Source organism: Metallosphaera tengchongensis, from assembly GCF_013343295.1.
Lineage (GTDB): Archaea > Thermoproteota > Thermoprotei_A > Sulfolobales > Sulfolobaceae > Metallosphaera > Metallosphaera tengchongensis.
Map to the genome: position 1 here is coordinate 73,746 of NZ_CP049074.1, position 18,298 is coordinate 92,043.

16 protein-coding genes are annotated in these 18,298 nt (G+C 47.3%); 7 read left to right on the forward strand and 9 right to left on the reverse strand.

All coding sequences use genetic code 11. The features are described 5' to 3' along the window. Positions 1-67: 67 nt before the first annotated feature. From GWK48_RS00355 to GWK48_RS00370, 4 genes are read right to left on the reverse strand one after another with little or no spacing between them, the layout of a single operon-like run. Positions 68-1,042, reverse strand: coding sequence for an ABC transporter ATP-binding protein (locus tag GWK48_RS00355; RefSeq protein WP_174628562.1), 975 nt, complete (start codon positions 1,040-1,042; stop codon positions 68-70). Continuing rightward, positions 1,039-1,839 (reverse strand): carbohydrate ABC transporter permease, encoded by an 801-nt coding sequence (locus tag GWK48_RS00360; protein ID WP_174628564.1) that lies wholly within the window; start codon positions 1,837-1,839, stop codon positions 1,039-1,041. Before GWK48_RS00360 ends, GWK48_RS00355 begins: the two co-directional genes overlap by 4 nt. Continuing rightward, positions 1,836-2,660, reverse strand: coding sequence for a carbohydrate ABC transporter permease (locus GWK48_RS00365; protein ID WP_174628566.1), 825 nt, complete (start codon positions 2,658-2,660; stop codon positions 1,836-1,838). The genes GWK48_RS00360 and GWK48_RS00365 overlap by 4 nt, the downstream gene beginning before the upstream one ends. A 5-nt stretch (positions 2,661-2,665) precedes the next feature. After that, a complete protein-coding gene (locus tag GWK48_RS00370) occupies positions 2,666-4,075 on the reverse strand; it encodes an ABC transporter substrate-binding protein (RefSeq protein WP_246263845.1) in 1,410 nt (469 codons plus the stop codon). A gap of 281 nt (positions 4,076-4,356) precedes the next feature. Between GWK48_RS00370 and GWK48_RS00375 the strand changes: the two genes are divergently transcribed. Both GWK48_RS00375 and GWK48_RS00380 read left to right on the forward strand, forming a co-directional pair. Then, the gene (locus GWK48_RS00375) at positions 4,357-5,490 is read left to right on the forward strand and encodes a thiolase family protein (RefSeq protein ID WP_174628568.1); all 1,134 of its coding nucleotides are present in this window, start codon (positions 4,357-4,359) and stop codon (positions 5,488-5,490) included. After that, a complete protein-coding gene (locus tag GWK48_RS00380; RefSeq protein ID WP_246263958.1) occupies positions 5,490-5,696 on the forward strand; it encodes a zinc ribbon domain-containing protein in 207 nt (68 codons plus the stop codon). Before GWK48_RS00375 ends, GWK48_RS00380 begins: the two co-directional genes overlap by 1 nt. Positions 5,697-5,736: 40 nt before the next feature. Here GWK48_RS00380 and GWK48_RS00385 read toward each other — a convergent pair whose 3' ends face one another. The 4 genes from GWK48_RS00385 to GWK48_RS00400 form a co-directional block, all read right to left on the reverse strand. Continuing rightward, the gene (locus tag GWK48_RS00385) at positions 5,737-7,080 is read right to left on the reverse strand and encodes a hypothetical protein (RefSeq protein WP_174628571.1); all 1,344 of its coding nucleotides are present in this window, start codon (positions 7,078-7,080) and stop codon (positions 5,737-5,739) included. Next, positions 7,070-7,780, reverse strand: a complete 711-nt coding sequence (locus GWK48_RS00390; RefSeq protein ID WP_174628573.1) for an ABC transporter ATP-binding protein — start codon at positions 7,778-7,780, stop codon at positions 7,070-7,072. The genes GWK48_RS00385 and GWK48_RS00390 overlap by 11 nt, the downstream gene beginning before the upstream one ends. 144 nt (positions 7,781-7,924) lie before the next feature. Continuing rightward, on the reverse strand, positions 7,925-9,610 hold the full coding sequence (locus tag GWK48_RS00395) for an MFS transporter (RefSeq protein WP_174628575.1): 1,686 nt from the start codon (positions 9,608-9,610) through the stop codon (positions 7,925-7,927). 273 nt (positions 9,611-9,883) lie between these two features. Further along, positions 9,884-10,714: an SMP-30/gluconolactonase/LRE family protein gene (locus tag GWK48_RS00400; RefSeq protein ID WP_174628577.1), complete on the reverse strand. Its 831-nt coding sequence runs from the start codon at positions 10,712-10,714 to the stop codon at positions 9,884-9,886. Between the two features lie 308 nt (positions 10,715-11,022). On the opposite strand from GWK48_RS00400, the gene GWK48_RS00405 reads away from it, so the two are divergent. Beyond that, entirely contained in the window at positions 11,023-12,687 is a 1,665-nt protein-coding gene (locus GWK48_RS00405) for an AMP-binding protein (protein ID WP_174628579.1), read from the forward strand. A 166-nt stretch (positions 12,688-12,853) separates the two neighbouring features. Continuing rightward, positions 12,854-13,225, forward strand: coding sequence for an archaeal heat shock protein Hsp14 (hsp14, locus tag GWK48_RS00410; protein WP_174628581.1), 372 nt, complete (start codon positions 12,854-12,856; stop codon positions 13,223-13,225). On the opposite strand, the gene GWK48_RS00415 is transcribed toward hsp14, so the two are convergent. Continuing rightward, entirely contained in the window at positions 13,206-14,663 is a 1,458-nt protein-coding gene (locus tag GWK48_RS00415) for an ABC1 kinase family protein (protein ID WP_174628583.1), read from the reverse strand. The genes hsp14 and GWK48_RS00415 overlap by 20 nt on opposite strands. Positions 14,664-15,819: 1,156 nt before the next feature. Here GWK48_RS00415 and GWK48_RS00420 point away from each other — a divergent pair. The 3 genes from GWK48_RS00420 (at position 15,820) to GWK48_RS00430 (ending at position 18,291) form a co-directional block, all read left to right on the forward strand. Next, positions 15,820-16,791 carry a radical SAM protein gene (locus GWK48_RS00420; RefSeq protein WP_174628584.1) on the forward strand — a complete coding sequence of 324 codons (972 nt, stop codon included), beginning with the start codon at positions 15,820-15,822 and terminating at the stop codon, positions 16,789-16,791. Positions 16,792-16,960: 169 nt separating this feature from the next. Further along, the gene (locus tag GWK48_RS00425) at positions 16,961-18,019 is read left to right on the forward strand and encodes a glucose 1-dehydrogenase (RefSeq protein ID WP_174628586.1); all 1,059 of its coding nucleotides are present in this window, start codon (positions 16,961-16,963) and stop codon (positions 18,017-18,019) included. 101 nt (positions 18,020-18,120) lie between these two features. After that, a complete protein-coding gene (locus GWK48_RS00430) occupies positions 18,121-18,291 on the forward strand; it encodes a hypothetical protein (RefSeq protein WP_174628588.1) in 171 nt (56 codons plus the stop codon). Positions 18,292-18,298: the final 7 nt, after the last annotated feature.

The window sequence follows — 18,298 nt, forward strand, 5'->3', positions numbered from 1 at the left end:
GGCCCGCTTAAGTCCCTAAGCCCTGATTTCTTAAAAAGTCTAACTTCTTGAAGGACTTGAATACTGTCTAATACTCTTCGAGGAGTCCGTTCTTGAACTTTCTGAACTGGTTTACCTCGAACCTAACTTCGTCCCCAACATCATAATAATCCTCAGATAGTATGGTTATCCCATAACCCTTAAACACGCAGACTAGGTATCTCGAATCGCCCACGGCCTCCACAGCCTCAACGGAACATGTGTACTCTCCCTTCCCAACACTCACCCACTCTGGTCTGAATCCAACTTCCTGACATTTCTCGCCAATGACCTCACCCGGTAGGAAGTTCATTGGGAAATCCCCTATGAACTCTGCAACCCACTTTGTCCTTGGATAGTCGTACAGATCCTTTGGCTTACTGACCTGCTCGAACTTACCTGCATGAAGAACAGCTACCCTGTCGGCAAGACTTAGGGCTTCCTTCTGGTCGTGGGTAACATATATGAACGTTCCTTTAAGTTCCTTCTGAATCCTCTTAAGTTCTCCTCTGGCTACGGTCCTCATCCTCGCGTCTAGATTGCTCAAAGGCTCATCTAACAAGTAATATGATGGACTCCTCACTATGGCTCTAGCTATGGCGACTCTCTGCTGTTGCCCTCCGCTAATTTTAGTCACTTTCTTATCCAAGATCTCAGCTATTCCCAGGAGACCGGCTACCTTTTCCACCCTCTCATTTATCTCCTCCCTTTTGAGCCCCTTCATCTTAAGGGGGAACGCTATGTTGTCCCTTACGCTCATGTTGGGATAGAGAGCGTAATTCTGGAAAACCATAGCTACGTTCCTCTTCTCTGGAGGCAAGTTGGTAATCTCCTTACCATCGACCACCATCTTCCCCTTGTCTGGCTTCTCTATCCCCGCCATTATCCTCAATAGCGTAGACTTGCCCTCTCCGCTTGGACCTAGAATTACGAAGAACTCCCCGCTCTCTATCTTCTCAGTTACTCCGTCCAGAACCTTCTTGTTCCCGTAAATCTTCGTTATCTCAATGAGTTCTACCGTCATCCCTTAATACCCCCTGCTAAATATTCTCCTCTCAAGTATTTCTGTAATGCTAAAGTGAGAGCAATTACTGGTAGGGTGAATACTAGCGAAAACGCAACACCTGCCAGTAGATTCCCTCTTGTTACGTCGGAGTAAATAGTCACTGGTAAGGTAGAGTGGAAAGGAATCAAAAGGATCGCGTACGTGAACTCGTCCCATGAAAACATCCAGGAAATTAGGAACGCTGCAGCTATACCAGGCGCTGCTAAAGGAAGGAGAACAGAGAACAGCCTTCTAAGAAGGCCAGCTCCATCGATCCTCGCCTGGTTCTCCAGATCCACAGGAATTGAAGAGAAGGTTCCCTGTAGTATAAAGGTTGCCAAAGGCAACGTAATAAGGGTCTGGGCTAGGGAAAGTCCTTCCACGGTCTCGAAGAGGTGAAGCTTTATGAATTCCACAGCGATTGGAATGCCTATCACGATAGCTGGCATCATGTTAGTCACAAGTAGGAGAACCAGGATTGGATAAGCAACCCCCCTTGGTAGCCTACTTAAACCATAGCCTGCGGGTATAGCTAGTATCACAGTTATTATGCCCACCAAAGTTGCGGTCTCTAAGCTCTTCACAAGAGGATCTATGAAGGACGATCCCTGCAGTGACGAAGCTAAGTTAGCCAGAGTCAGGGATATGGGGGCGAAACTGGGATACCTAGCCAAGATCGTGTACTGAGGGGTATTGAAGGCAAGTAGGAAGAGGATGTACAAGGGTAAAAGGAAGTACACCCCAACGAATATTGCACCTATGTAAGCCCATTTCACGTTGTTCTACCTCCAGTCAACTTAATCACTACGCCCATGAAGACTAGGATAAAACCCAAGAGAACGGTCGCAGCTGCCAACGCAAGCCCCACCTCAGGGAAAGTTGTTGTGTAAAGATTGTAAACTAAGGTGGTCAACAAGGGAGGGTGGTCCCCCACAAGTATAAGGGGTAAGGCGAATATGTTAAACTCTTGGACTCCCCTCAGAATCAGGGCAACTCCTATGAAACTCCTCAAGTTGGGAAGGGTCACATGGATGAACCTCCTCACTGGTCCTGCACCGTCTATGGCAGCTGAGTAGTACAACTCCCTAGGTATTGAGGACATCCCAGCAAGGAGTATTAAGGAAACTATGGGAGTGTTCTTCCAACTGTCAGCTATCATGACCACCAGTAAGGAGGAGAGGGATGACTGATACCAGTTAACGTTAGTCCCGAGGATTGAGTGCACCACTGTATTGGCATATCCTCCAGAAGTTTGGAAAATGAAGCTGAACGTAATGGCAGCTACCACGGTAGCTACTCCCATAGGGATTATGGCCGCCGTGGAAAGGGCTTTTTTCCCCCTGAACTCCCTGCTCAGTACCGAGGCTACCAGGAAACCCAGTGCCAGTTGTATAAGTAGCGCTCCTACGGTTACCAGGACAGTGTCCACTATGGCCCCGCCCACGTTAAAGTATGAGAGCTCCTGATAGTTATGCAGGGAGAGACCTCCATGAGGGTCCTGAAAGCTCAAGTAAACTGCATCAATTGTTGGAAAAAAAGAGAAAGCTACTATGTACCCCACCGCTGGGAGAACAAGTAAAAAAGGGGTTAACTTCACTCCCATCACCCGTAGAGCGGACCATAAACTCCTTGTTCATAGTTCTGGGCTATCGTGCTATTGTAGTTCTGAACTAGATAGTTGTACATCTCCTGATTGGCTTGGCTCAGGATGCTGGGTATCTGACTATAGGGCGCGTGATCCACTATTATGGTATCAAAAACCTTGTCAGCTATCTGTCCCCACACAGTGATCCAAGGCACGGGCTCTCTGAAGAAAGCGTTGTTCATTGCCTCCTCCTCAGCCTTGTACAGCGCGCTTATGTTACTGGGCAGGTTGTTGTAAGCCTGCTGGTTCACCGCTGGCCATGATAAGTAAATGATGAAGTCCCTCTGTACCTGCGTCGAAAGTAGGAACTTGGCGAAAAGTATCAAATCAGGTATATCAGTAGCTCCCTTAGGTATTGCTAACACGTCTCCTCCGACCAAATGGTCCCCGTTAGCAGGTCCTACTGGCCCTGGATAGAACCCTACGTGACTTATGTTAGCCCCCTCGCTAGAGATTACGCTGTAGATATAGGGCCACTGATAGTCTATCATGTAGTATGTACCGCTTAGGAGACCCTTGTAGCTCCCCCAATAGCCGTGGACGTAACCAGGGGTAAAGTACTGGGACAGGTTGTACAGGTACTGGAAGGCCAAGACGTCCCCAGAGTCATTGAATAGGAATGGATTTCCTCCAGCTTGAACCATCCACTGGTAAAGTTCGGTATAGGTGCTAGCACCGCCATGCCCTTGGAACATGATGGGGGCAACCCCAGTCTTAGCCTTTATCTCCGAGGCCACTTGCATAAGTTGAGACCAATTTTGAGGTGGGGCTATTCCCATCTGGTTGAACAGGGTAGCGTTGTACCAGACCAGTGGAATGTTTCCTCTCAGAGGAATGAAGAACTCTCCGTGGTAAACAGTCTGCTCATATTGAACTAGTTTTATCATAGACGGTATCAGGGAGACGTTGGCTAGGATCTGGCTAGAGTAAGGAGTGATGTTCATTAAGTAACCTCCGTTTAGAAGTTCCCCTATTACTAGATTGTCCTCACCAATTATCACTGGTCCAACGTTACCGCTGAGCTCCAGCTCCTCCACGCTCTTCACTATGTCGGTTGCCCCTTCGTCCACGTAGTTAATGTGAATGTTGGGGTATTCCTTCTCGAATTGCGGAATTATCACGTTCTGCATAACCGACGCCTCCGATTGTGACAGGTCATCAAAATACGTGATTGTGACGTTTTGAGATGTCGTTGGAGGCGTAGTGGTTGTGACGTTGGTTGGAGTTGTTACCGTAGTTGATCTGTGACTTGAGGTTAGCTCTATGGCAGCTATGGCCCCCACAACTATTATAACAATTACTATACCTATTATGACAGTTTTTCCGATCCCACGGGCCAATTTTTTAAAACTTATCGTGGAATTCAAGGTATCACTCCAACATATTGGATCTCATGTTATTTAAATATATCTCAGATTTTTATACATACTATTAAATAGACAAATTGTATTTGAAATATTTAAATTCTTTTACAAGAGTAAAAGCACAAAGGGTTAAGTGGAATGACAGTCCTTCGGAGAGGAAGGCTTACTCTTTGATTGTTATGATAATGTGAGATGTTTGGTAATTAATCATTACTTATCTAATATACTGTCCTAGGTAAAAGCACTAAGTAAGAAATTTAAACAAACTCCCTCTTCTTAGGTAGATGGTAGCAATAGTAGATGCCTCCCTTACCCAGTTCGGCAAAAGGGAGGAAGACCTTTTCCAGTTGGCAAAACAATCCTCACTTCCTATCCTAAGGAAATTCGGAGGGGAGGTCGACTTCATCGTGGTATCTAACTCTTACTCGGGGGAGTTCAGCAGGGTCTCAGGGATAAATAACCTCATCTCAACCTACCTCTCCCTGGATTACATTCCCTCCATTAGGGTCGATAACACAAGCGGTAGCGGAGGGAGCGCAATCCTAGTAGCCAAAAGCCTACTGGAATCTCAGGTTGCCAAATCAGTCCTAGTGATCGGAGTTGAGAAAATGTCCACTATGAATACAAGGGAAGTGACCTCGGTCATATCCTCCCTTTTACCTCCTAGAGAGAGGTCAGCGGGGATTTCAGTACCCTCATTGGCTTCTCTCATGGCTAGGCTCTACATGAAGAGGTACGGCGCTACAAGGGAGAGCATAGCTCAGGTAGCTGTCAAAAACCACAAGAACGGGGCTAAGAACCCTTTCGCCCACATAAGGAAAGAGGTAACCGTAGAAGAAGTTCTGAGGTCAAACGTGGTTGCTGATCCACTTAGGCAATACGAGTTCTGTCCCATAAGCGATGGTTCAGCCTCCCTCCTCATGACGAGGGATGAGGACGCGATGAGCTTCACCAGTAAGCCCGTTTACGTGAAGGGGATAGCTATGGCGTCAGACTCCTCACACATAACGGATAGGGAAGACATTCTAGAAATGAGGTCAGTCAGGACCGCAGGGGCTTTAGCCATGAGACAGGCTAAAGTGACCAGGGTCGACTTCGCTGAGCTCCACGACATGGCAACCATACTTGAGATTGCTGAGGGAGAAGCCCTAGGTATCCTGGAGAGGGGTAAGGGCTGGACGTATTACCTTGACGGGAGAACGGAGATCGACGGGGATATCCCCATAAACACAAGTGGGGGGCTGAACTCCAAAGGCCATCCCATAGGAGCTAGCGGAGTGGCTCAAGCTGTGGAAGCTTACCTACAGATAAGAGGCGAGGCAGGTGTTAGACAGGTTAAAGGGAGGGTTGGGCTGACCCTTAGCATGGCCGGTTTTGGCAACTCGGCAACGGTAGCTATATTTGGTGATGAACCGTGATGATCCACTCCTGCAAGTCCTGCGGAAGGGAGTACTTCGAACCTAGAGGAGTTTGCAAATGCGGTTCTGATGAGTTTGAGGAGGTTCAGAGGGAGGTAGAAAGGGGCATATGCGTTGAGCTCAAGGTGACCCCCTCAGGTTTTCCGGAGAGAATTACTTTCTGTTTATCCAAAGCAGGGAAGACAAACGCTTTCGAGGTGGAGTAGACGTGGGTTTTTCCTGTGGGTTAACCGTACTTAATCCGTATTAGGTGACTGTTGTCACGTACTTTTCTATGACCTTTTCCCAATACCCCTTTGAAAGCAGGAAGGGAATAGATATTATGGCCTCATAGATCGTAGCTCCTAAGGTTACCGAGATCAAGGGTAGGAAGAACTGTATTAAGACCCCAACGAAGGGGAGGAAAGTTAGGAACCCAACCAAGTATCTTGACAGGGAAAACGTCATGGGGTTTTGGAGGTTTATTTGGTAGAACCTAGCGTAGAGAGACATGATCATTATGGAGCCCAAGGGAACGTCTACTAGAATACCTATCCCAAGGGGTAAGTATCCCAGTGCCGCGACTGAAATAGACACCGGTAGAAGTACCAAGACCATGGAGAGTAACTTGCTCAACAGATAGTACCTCGCAAATTCAATGGGGTTCATAACGTTCATGTCAAGCCAGATTGGCTCTGACATGAAAGCTGAATTGGAATAGGAAACTGAGAAGAGCCAAGTTGCGAAAGCGACGTAGAACACAGTTCCAGGAAACCTAGACGCCAGGAAGTAAGCAGCCACGGAGGACGCGGTTGATATAGCCAAGACCTTCCACCACTCAATCCTCCTGGAGACGTAGGTATAGCTCCCCATGAGATTCATCCTTCCGCCTATCTCAAATATTTTCAGGTTCTTGGTCAGCATAAGTAGGAGAGGATTTCTGGAGCTGAAGGATATCTCCGTTTTGATCTCCTGCTTGCCTGGGGGAGTGTAAGACAAGGTGGAGAAATTGGTGAAGTTGAACCTCCTGAGGGCTATCCCAAATAAGGTGAGGGAAAATATGGGCAAAATGAAGTACCCGTAGGGGTAACCCTCGAACATGGAGAGGGGACTGAAAGGGAACCTGAGGAGGGCTGACGCAAACCATATGCCCATTAAAACGCTGACTAAAGCCTTAAACTTGAGGCCTAGATTGTAGACCGACGCTGACGCAGAGGAGACTATAAGGGCAAGGAAGGGGGGTATCAGCAATCCGACCAGTCCCAGAGCAAACAGGAACCAGGCTAGAAACACTGCTGAGAACAGGAGGCTCACTAGAAAGTATCCCAAGACCAAGCTCAAGATTAACTCCCTATCATCTGCTGGAACCATGATGAGGAAGTCCCAGTCCGACTTGGTGACCAGATTGAACCTAGAGTTGAAGGGAGAGATGGCGACCAGAAACGTTATGTACGTAATGGACAAAAGGGAGAACTCTGGGGATAAAGCCCTCGAAACTGGGTGAGAGGGGAAGTCGCTCAAGACCAGCAAGAGGTCTATGGCTAAAATTACTAGAATAGTGCTCTTTGGAAACCTCGAAAATATTATGGTCTTCACAAGCTTAGAGATCATTGCTCATCATCCTGGAGACAACGCTCTCTATTGGTTCGTCCTCCCTCCCCATAGCCTTAAGGTCTGATATGCTACCAGTCCACACTACTCTACCCTTGGATATCATGACCACGTGGTCTGTGAGCCTTGAGGCGATGGACATAATGTGCGTTGAGATGAGGAAGGTGGAGTTCAAGTTTCTCAAGAGTCCAATGACCTTCTCCTGTGTGGGGATATCCAGGTAGTTCAAGGGTTCGTCCAGAAGAACTATCTCAGGGTTATGTATCAATACTAGGGCAAGAGACAACTTCTGTTGGTTCCCCCTAGAGAGTTTACCAGCCTGGACCTTCTCGTATTGTTTCAAGTCCAGCAACTCCAAAAGCTCCTCTGCCCTTCCCTTGGGGTCAGGTATCCCCCTCAATGAGGCGAAATACTCCAAGTTTTCCCTTGCCGTGAGGATCCTATAGGGCACCGGATCTTCAGGGAGATAAGCAAGGAACTTCTTGACCTGCTTGGTCCCAGGTTTCATCCCTTTAATCGAGACGTCACCGCTATCCTGTTTTATTAGACCCGCCAGTATCTTCATGGTGGTGGATTTACCTGCACCGTTAGGGCCAAGTAGAGCGTATCTACCCCCGCAGGGAATGGAAAAGGTAAGTCCATTGATGGCGTATACGTTACCGAACCTTTTCACAACGTTGCTGAGAACGATACAATCCATAAGAACAATTAGGAATGTATAGAGTAAAATGGTTTTGCAAAATATACCTTGAATGAGGATCCTGAGTATAGTTGACTTCCAGTTGAAAGGCGAGGCTTTCATCGTTTTGTAATTGCCTAGATTTAAACCACTGAGATTGAGACCTCACTTCTGGTTTGTGCTGCTCTCAATAACCCTTTCCTCATAAATTATAGTTCTCCCCCTCAGTGCGGAGGAGACTGCAGCTACATATGCTAGTATAGCTCCTATCAGGAACGCTGTTCTCAAAGCCCCCATAAAAGCGGGAGCTATGGCCTGGGGGAACCAGGTGTTGGAAGTTATTGTAGAGACCACGGAACTGGGAATGCTGCTGGCTACGCTGGCTGGTAGCTGGGACAAAATAGCTGACACTGGGTTATACCCTAGGAATGCCGCGAAAATTGACGCGGTTGGAGGTATCTTTGAGAAATAGGGGATCAACTGGGAAGCACCGGCAGCTGACAGACTAGAGCTAATTGAGGAGGGACCGGCTAGGTATAGAACCTCTATCACTATGGTGAAGAATATCCCTATACTCAGGGTACTTCCAGTGTTAGTCAGCATCGCCCTTATCCCCGAAGCTGAACCTCTATGTTGAGGAGGAGAGGCGTTCATGAGGGATGCCATGTTGGGAGAAACGAAAAGACCGTTACCAACCCCAATGAAAAATATGGTCAATGCGAACTGTAGGTAATCAAAGTTATAGGACAACTGAGTTAGAAACAACATACCGGTTCCCATGATAATCAAGCCTAGTGTAGAGAGAACCCTAGCCCCATACCTGTCTGAGAGCTTTCCAGCGATGGAGCCCATGATACCGAAGCCCGCCAATAGAGGTAGCAAGTATATCCCAGCCCAAAATGGAGTAATTGCGTAGCTGTAACCGTGAAGGGGAAGCCATATAGCTTGGAGTAATAAAACTAACATGAGCTGTAGACCCCCGAAGGCAAGTTGAGCTAAGAGGATGGCGAAGGCAGAGGCCGAGAAAGCCCTTATCTTGAATAACTCGATTCTAAACATTGGGTCCTTAGACCGCGACTCTACGTAAACGAAAGCGCCCAACATCACGAGTCCTGCTAGAATACTTGATATAACGTATGGGTTTCCCCAACCGGTGACTTGGCTACCATAAGGTAAGATCCCGTAAGTGATTCCCACAAGAAGAAGGATTAAAGCAACTGCGAAAATTATGTTTCCCGGTATGTCCAACCTCTGATTTCTGTTTGGCTTCGAGAGTTGCCTTAAGGACTTCATTGACCAGAGGGTTCCCAGGATACCTATAGGTACACTGACTAGGAAAACGTCCCTCCAATATATTGAGGCAAGGATCCCTCCTATAATTATTCCTGCAACTCCTCCAAATATCCCTATGACGCCGTTGAGACCTAATGCAAAGCCCCTCTCCTTAGGCGGGAAAGCCTCAGAGAGAATGGCAGCGCTGTTTGCCATCAGGAATGAGCCCCCTATCCCCTGTATTATCCTGTAAATCACCAACTGTAACGCTGCTATTGACCCTTGTCCTGGAGTTAAGTACAACAGAACTGATGCGACTGTAAATATGAGGAAACCGAGGTTGTACATCCTTACCCTACCGAATATGTCAGACAGCCTACCGACGTTCACAACAAGGATAGCTGACACTATGCTGTACCCAAACAGTATCCAGAGGAGGTACTGAAAGGAGTTGAAAGGATTGACGTTTATACCCCTAAATATTGCTGGCAAAGATATGAGAACTATGTTGGCGTTCATGAAGCCCATGAAAACGCCAAGGCTTGTGTTAGATAATGCTACCCACTTGTACTGAACCATATAGTTAAAGGGCTAATCATCATATATTAAAGTTTCTTTAGGAAGTGTAAATGACTGATTAAAAAACGGAACTTTCAAAATGACCAATTTTGTCGAGAGAACTAGCTGAAGACGTCAAGAAACTAAGGGTACGAGGTTTATCTAGCTAAGGATGAGGCTGAAATATTAAAAAATATAGCTATAAAAAGAAATACCCGAAATTTAGAATGCAACGTGGAACATTACAATACATCGCTGATTCACTCTTCTTTCATGACTTCGCTGATCAGAGAGCTAAATCCACTCCTTACATAGGTGTGGCTCCCTACCCTTCTCGTCGGTCTCTAAAACGAAGAGGGAACCGCCGAGCTCCTCTCCAGCCCTAGACGAAGATGTGACGAAAATTTTATCCAGGTCTTTCCCTCCAAAGGTCAGAGATGTAACTATCTTCACTGGCATTTTAACTTCCAAGATGGGCTTTCTGGAGAATGGCTCCCATTTGGTTATAATTCCTCCTCCGTAGTGGGCAATCCACAGGTTACCCGACAAGTCCACAGTCATACCGTCTGGGACGCCAGGGTAGTCCCAGGTTTCCACTGCAACCCCCAAGCTCTCGAGTTCCTCTCCCTTGACCCTAAAGGCGTAGACCCTCTTCTTTGGACTATCCACAAGGTAGAAGACGTCCCTAAACCAATCCAACCCGTTGGAAATAATTAGCTTATCCACAATTACCTTAAACCTTCCGTTGAAAACGTAGAGCTTCCCTATCTCGTCCTTCTCTCCTAGGTCCATTGTGCCGACCCAGAAGTTACCGTCGGGTCCGCACTTCCCGTCATTAAACCTCACTTGTGGAACGTCCTTAATGGAACCTAGCTCCTTGAAACTCCCGTCGTATCTGTACAGGCTTTGACGAGCGGAAACCAGGAAGGAGCTCTCAGTAAGACCTATAGAGGAGACCATCTCAGGAGCGACCAGGACCTGGTCTGAAACTTCGCCCTCCACGTTAGTTGTTATGTGTAATTTACCTCCCTCAATATCGACCCAGAGAAGCCTTTCCATCTTGGGATCCCAAACTGGTCCTTCTCCCAATGAGGCTCTAGTCCTCAATAGTATTTTAGGGTTCATTAAATACGATTACAGGTTCGCGATAAAAGCCATGATGTTAACTCTCAGGGATCAGAGGGACTGGTAAGTGAAACTCCCACAGACAGTTCTTTTGCTTTTCCTCCAACCCTACTTGAAGCGTCCAGATCTATCCCTTTTCGGTTTGTCTGACCTCCTCCTCGCCCTAAAGGCAGGCTTTCTTTTCCTTTTATAAAAGCTACGACCGAAAAAGGGCTTTCCGCCTGACATGAGATAATGGCATAGACCTTTTGCTCAACCCGAGTCGATCGTAGTCATGGTTATTTAACCGTGAGTTTTTATACAATACCATGGACTACAGCTCAGCCTACGCTAAGGCAATTGACGAACCGAGTCTCTATTGGGATTCATTCGCGTCCAGGCTTATCTGGTCCAGGAAATGGGACACCACGCTGTCTGGGCAGAGGTGGTTCCTGAACGGAATGACCAACATCTCCGATAACGTTCTCTCCCACGAAGGAATAGCCCTAGTGTGGTACGGAGAGGGGGAGAGGAGAGAGTTAACCTACTCTGAACTTGCCTCCCTCACGGAGAAGGTTGTAAACATTTTGAAGGAGAGAGGAGTTAAACCAGGCGATAGGGTTGCCATACATATGCCGAATATCCCCGAGACCATCGCTTCAATTTTAGCCTGCGCCAAAATGGGCGTAATTTACACAGTGATTTTCGCGGGTCTAGGGGAGGAGGCTGTAAAGTCCAGGATCCAGGATTTCTCTCCTAAACTAGTGCTCTCCACATCTTACACCAAGAGGAGGGGACAGAAAATTCCACTAAAATTCGGGGACGTCCTGCTGGACAGGAACACGCCAGGGTGGGACGGAGATTTCACGCAGGCAGTACAGGTGGAGTCCAACTCCCCCATGATGGTTATGTATACTTCAGGGACAACTGGGAGACCTAAGGGTATAGTTCTCCCCCACGGCTCATGGATGGTGGGCCACTATACCACTTTTCAAATTCTCTTTTCGCTGAGAGAAGGGGATACTGTCTTCACAACCGCTGACGTGGGGTGGATAACGTTTTCCAGGATAATGTACGGAACTCTCCTACACGGGGGGAAGCTGGTGTTCATGGAGGGAGCGCCAGACTACCCCAAGGACAGGATAGGCTCAATAGTGGAAATGGAAGACCCTAAGGTCTTTTTCACCTCCCCGACTCTCCTCAGGATGCTGAGAATCATGGACCTAAAGATTAGGAGAGTTGAGTACCTAGCGACTGCCGGTGAAATCATGGACGATAAGTCGTGGGACTACGCAGAGAGGGTAGCCGACAAGGTCACAGATATCTACGGACAGTCAGAGACTGGGTACTTGGTAGGCACCCCCTTCTCCTTGGGGGTTGAGTCAAGGAGAGGATTCGCTGGAGTACCATTCCCGGGGGCAGTTCTTGTGACCGTGGACGATGAAGGTAAGGAGGTCAAGGGAACTCCTGGGCATTTGGTACTCAAGTCTCCTTTCCCTACCAAGTTTGTGGGGGTGTGGAACAATGAGGCTAAATTTAAGGAGTACTTCAAATACGGGGGGCACGATACTGGGGACATGGGGATTATGGATGGGATGTATGTAAAGATCGTCGGAAGAAGCGATGATATGATCAAGGTTGCAGGACACAGAATAACGAGCGGAGAGGTTGAGAGCGTTGTTTCTGAGATACCTGGAGTAAAGGACGTAGGGGCCGTTGGGGTTCCTGATGAGATAAAGGGAGAGAAGTTGGTTCTCTTCATAGTAGGGGACGTCCATGAGGAGGATGTGGTAAGAGAGATCAGAAACAGGTTGGGGCCGATATACTTAGTTGACAAGGTCGTCAAGGTGAATAGGCTCCCAAAGTCCAGGAGCGGGAAGGTCATGAGGAGAATACTTAAAGACGTCGTATTGGGGAGGCACGTGGATCCTTCTATTCTGGACGACCCTGAGGTGGTGGAGGAGATTAAGAGGGCCCTTATTGACCGAACGTGACACTGTACCGCTGGTTCAGGATCAAGAATTTAAATGACGAAAGCTAAGTACATTTATGAAACACAGGAGATCAAGGTTAGGACTCCTATTTTTTCTTCTCAGAATCCTTAGGCTACTGAGGAGAAAGTAAACAAGGTTTTTTATTCCCTCATGAGCATTATATGCCATGGAAGTCATATTGCGAGAGATAAGTAAACAAATAAATGATCTAACCAAGGAGTTCTATGAGAGGGTCCTCCCACCTATTGACATATTCGAACAGGGGAATACGCTAGTTGTTACGGTGGACATGCCAGGCTTTCAGAAGTCAGACATATCCATCAGGTTGACTTCCGACGGAATTCTGAGGATAGATGGGAAGAGAGAGACCGACCAGGCAGGGATAAAACACGTGGCGCAGAGACCTTCTAGGATCACAAGGGAAATAAAGTTACCTGTCAAGGTTCCCAAGGACGCTGAGGTCTCAGGTAAGTATGAGAACGGTGTTCTGACCCTCAAGATCCCCATTGAAGGTGCTGCTAAGGTAAAGATAGAGTGACAGTTAGCCCTAACAAGGCCACCAGTATTGCTGTGACGTCACCCACGAGGAGGTAGGTCGGGATGGACATTGCCACTATGGGTATCCCGACCCATTTTCTTGAGTTCCTCACCTCCCCTTGAGGAGACTTAAGCATTCTTTCCTTCATCCCAGTGGACAAGAAGTTAACGTAGTCCATCACCTCATCAACGAAAGCTAACCTCAACAGTCCCTCCTCTTCCACCAACCTCACTAGGTTGGGGAGGAAATCAAAATCCGGGTCAATCATTCTGCAGGTTCCCTCGAGGACTGAGGACATCCTGAAGTACAGGGCGATCCTCTCAGGGAGCCTCAAGGGGAACTTAAAGAACGCTTCGCTCGCTAATCTGTTGAACTCTTCCAGCTCTAACTGATCCACTGGGATCCCCTTAATCCCCTTTATCATTAGCTCGAAACCTTTAGCCAGCAGTTTCCTGTCCGCGTAGGGTTGGATAGCCCCTAACTGGTCTAGAACGTTTACGAGCATTATAGGGTCCCCCCTACTGATGGTAACGTACATCCTGATGAGCTTGATTCTAGTTTCCCTATCTATGTAACCTGACATACCGAAGTCGTAGAGGATGATGTTACCGTCCTGGTCGATGGAAATGTTTCCAGGATGAGGATCAGCGTGAAAGTACTCCCCCTTCAAAACGGGGTAGACAAATACCTTAAAGACTCTCCACGCTAAGTTCTTTCTATCGAAACTCTCCAGAGCTTCCTTGGAGGTTATCTTAAACCCTGGGAGATACTCCATGACTAGCACGTGTCTGCTGGCCTTTATAGTCCTGGGAATTTTAACCCTAAATCCCTCGAGCTCGTCCTTGATCTTGGAAGTGTAAAAGGCTTCCTTCTCGTAGTTCAGCTCCTCAAATATCCTCGTGGAGAACTGCCTGAAGATGAGGGAAAGCGCCTCTACAAGCCCTGCATCCAGGAGTAACCTAGTGAAGGGCAGGAAAGTTCTTATGAGAGAGATGTCCTCCTTGAGTACCTCTTCCACCCTTGGCCTATTGACCTTGATCGCCACTTTAGTCCCGTCCTTTAAGACGCCTACGTGAACCTGACCAAGACTCGCAGCTGCTACTGGCTCTGGATCAACATCTTGAATTATATCCCCAGCTTCTTTAAATATCATCTCCTTCACCTGATCGTAAGGGGCTGGGGGAACTTCGTCCTGTAACCTCTGCAACTCCCTCATGTACTCCTGAGGTAGGACGTCCGGATGAACTGATAAAACCTGGCCTAACTTTATGAAGGTTGGCCCTAACTCTATCATGGTGTCCACAAACTTTCTAGCTTCCTCCTCAATCTCCTCTTTGGGGACTTCCTTGTTCTGAAGAATACGTTTCCTTATGCTCCTGTACTTCAGTAGCCTCGGTGTCATTTTCCTTAATATTACTAAACCCCTCTTGATAGCCATTCATAATGAATGCAAACTAAAACATAAAATAGCTATCTCAAGGAGGTAGGGAGTAGAGCTCCCCGGACCCTCTGAACAGTGGCCGAAGTTTACTGTTTCCGTGAACCCTTTGAGTTCATTTAACCTCATGTCAGCCATATATGATGGTGTGACCTAGGTATAGAGACCTCCCCTAGATGTGGGCTTATATCCTCAGGAGCTAGGGGTCTGGGCCTCACCTGGTTTCATGTTGTTTGATATCAACCCCAAACCCTTGACACGGGAGTCGAGCAAGGGACTCGCCCTCACCCATCCTAGCCCCTTTAGCGGGGTGACCCCGACTCACCTAGATGGGGAAACCCGAAAACCTTGGGGTGTCCATATGTCTTACTTACCTTTCGAGATACAGACCGACATCCGGGGCAAGACCCTTTGCTGTATATAAAGTCCTCAACAGTCCAGATCATATAGACATAATGGGGTCAAGGAAACTGTTTACTACGGCCATTACACCAGAGATGTCTGGGTTTTTCTACTTGATAGATTGGGGTTTCCCTTAATGAGTCAGAGGGGTATGAGGGGAGTCCTCCTCAACTCCCCTGAAGTCCAGAGGTTAGGTTTGTGTTAACTGACCTCCTCCCAGCCCTAAAGGAGGGTTCCACAGAGGTCTTGGGTGTTATTCCCTTTACGGGAGTTACTCCGTTTGAAGAGAGGAGAAAAGAGAGAGGTGTTTTCAACTTTTGCGACTCTCTTTATTCCCCGTTTCATTACGTTTAAAGCACCGTTAACGTCACTGTGTAGTCTGTGACCTAAAGGGCAGTTAACTACTCCCCTAGGCTTCCCACTCACTTGAACGTTATAAAAGGCGCAGACCATTGAAGTATTATACTCGAAGTATTATACTCAACAACGAGAAACACCTTTATACCATGCTCGTGGAGCTTGAAGAGTATAGCCTCAATTAACTCGTGGTAAGACCATATGTTCACAGTGAACTTGTTACCCTTGCCCTGGGAGATGGAGTAAGGGTAACTAAGTTAAACCGAAACCCCTTTAGAGGAATCGAGACCTTACCCAAGCTTTTGACCACGTAGTTCCCGCTTTTCCGTATCGATGAAGGTTTTAAAGTTAAATTGCAATTGATATTTATGATTTCGATAGTCTTGGGGTGTTCCCCTTGACCAACAGGAACATCAAAGCCATTAAATGGTTCATTAATACCCAACTTCTTGGAAAATGGTACAACGTAGCTTACGCTACCTTTAAGGTTACCTCAAAATGTAACTTAAAGTGTACCTTTTGTAACCCAGCTTACTATAGCGGGACCTTAGAGGAAGGGAGCACAGAGAGGTTGAAGAAGGTCATAGATAACTTGAGGGACTCATCAGTGGTAGTCCTTTCCTTCGAAGGCGGTGAGCCCACTACACGCCCTGATATCCTAGATCTCCTTGGGTACGCCCATGACGGCTCCTTTTACGTCATGCTAACCACCAACGGGTACAGGCTCGGTGATCCAAGTTTCCTTTCCAAGATCTCGGAGAGGATCGATTTCCTCCATTACTCCATAGACGAGTATCACTGGAACCTTAAGGCTTTAGATAACCTATGCAAGTTTAGGGAGTTTGGCCTAAAGGTTAACGTGCAGACAGTTGTCACTAGGTACAACATAAACACTCTCGAGGACAAGGTAAAGAAGGTGAGAGAGTGCGGTTACAAGATCCTCCTCATGCCGGCTGTGGATTACCCTGACTCAAAGGTGAAACTTGAGCCTGACAAGGAGCAGTTCTATCAGGTTCTCTCCTACCTAAAGGGGAAATACGGCTCCACCCTCAATAACTCGTGGGGCTTCATCAGGGCCCTAAAGGGGGAGTTCCCAAAGAGGTTAACTAGTTACGCCATAACCATTTACCCCAACGGTGATCTCCCCTACCCGGATGATATCAACGGAGAGGTGATAGGGAATCTGTCCCAGAATAAGTTGGGGGAACTTCTCAACTCCTATAGGGCTAAGGAACTGAGAAGGAAAATGATGGAGAACTCTGCTAGGTACGAATACCTGCACTTACAAACAGCGTCTTTCAATAGCATAAAAGACCTAGCAGAATACGCTAGGGAGATGGGAAAATGGGCGTTTACCGGTAAGGCTTAACTAATTAGTTCACCTCTAGTGTTTGAACCCTAGAATCCATAGTGCTCCCGACAGGCGAAAGGACTACGAGACCCCTACTGGAGTTATATCTTCATTGAAAAATTTAAGTCGCTCTCTACATCTCTAAGCCTACCCTACAAGTTTAATACCTGAGAGATGTAAGTAATTTATGAAAGCTATAGTCGTAACTCCCCAAAAACCCGGTGTGGACATCAGGGAAATTGAGATCCAAGAGAAGGGAGAGATCAGGGTTATGACCAGGTTGAGCGGACTTTGTGGTACGGATAGAGGGATAGTGAACGGTGATCTAGACTTTGCTCGCCCTCCCCCAGGCAATGATTATTTGGTATTAGGCCACGAGACCCTCGGAGAGGTAGTCGAAGGTAACGACAGGCTCAGGAAAGGAGACCTCGTGGTGCCAGTCGTTAGGAGGGGTTGCGGGGAGTGTCTAAACTGTAAAGTAGGTCATCAGGACTTCTGTGAGACTGGGAAGTTCACTGAGATAGGCATCAGAGGCGCACACGGAACCATGAGAGAGGAGTTCTGGGACTCGGAGGAGAACTTAGTTAAGGTCGCCCCCTCAATTGGAGAGATAGGGGTTCTTCTAGAACCTTTGTCCAACGTCGTCAAAGCTACCCGTGAACTGGAATCAATCCAGAGAAGAATGTTATGGAGGTGTGAAGACTCGACTTACCAGTGCAGGACCGCCGTAGTCTTGGGGAGTGGTCCCATTGGTCTCCTCTTCTCACTAACGCTGAAGACCATGGGGTTCAACGTTATTGTTGCCAACAGGAGACCTCCTTCTTCGGTGGAGGAGGAGATAGTGAAAGCCACAGGTTCTATTTTCATTAACACGTCATCTGAGCAACTACCTGAAATGGACCTCCTTGTAGATACGTCCGGGCACCCTTCAGCATTCGTCCCTCTCCTCCAAAAGATAAGAAAGAACGGTGCACTAGTCCTCTTCGGGACAACTGGGAAAGAGAGGGCAGAAATTACCGCTGAAGATGTGACTAGGATAGTGGAAAACAACGTCGTAATCATGGGGAGCGTGAACGCGTCTAAGGACGACTTCCAACAAGGGGGTAACCTATTGGTTACCTGGAAGGAGATGTACGGCGAGGTCATGAGTAAATTCATTACTAGGAAAGTCAGCGTAGAGGAGGCTCCGGAAGTTCTGGAGCATAAGGTACCTGGAGAAATCAAGACTGTAATTAAGTGGAAGTGAGTAGGGTCTACAGTTCAATACGTCGAGAATTTAAGTGAATAGTCTACTCGCGAAATTTGTTCTCATATAAAGTTATTATCTTATCTGATAGATCCATATTGTTGGAGAGCGAAGAGATTCTTTTCATAGTCTCAGGTCTCATATTCCTCGCCGCTCTAGGGGTATATTTGGGGTTAAGGGATTTTACGGTAGGCCTAATCCTAGTAATAATTGCATTAGTGTGGGGGATAGCCATTTACCTATTCATGGCAAAGTTTTGGAAAGAAGATTAAAAACAAA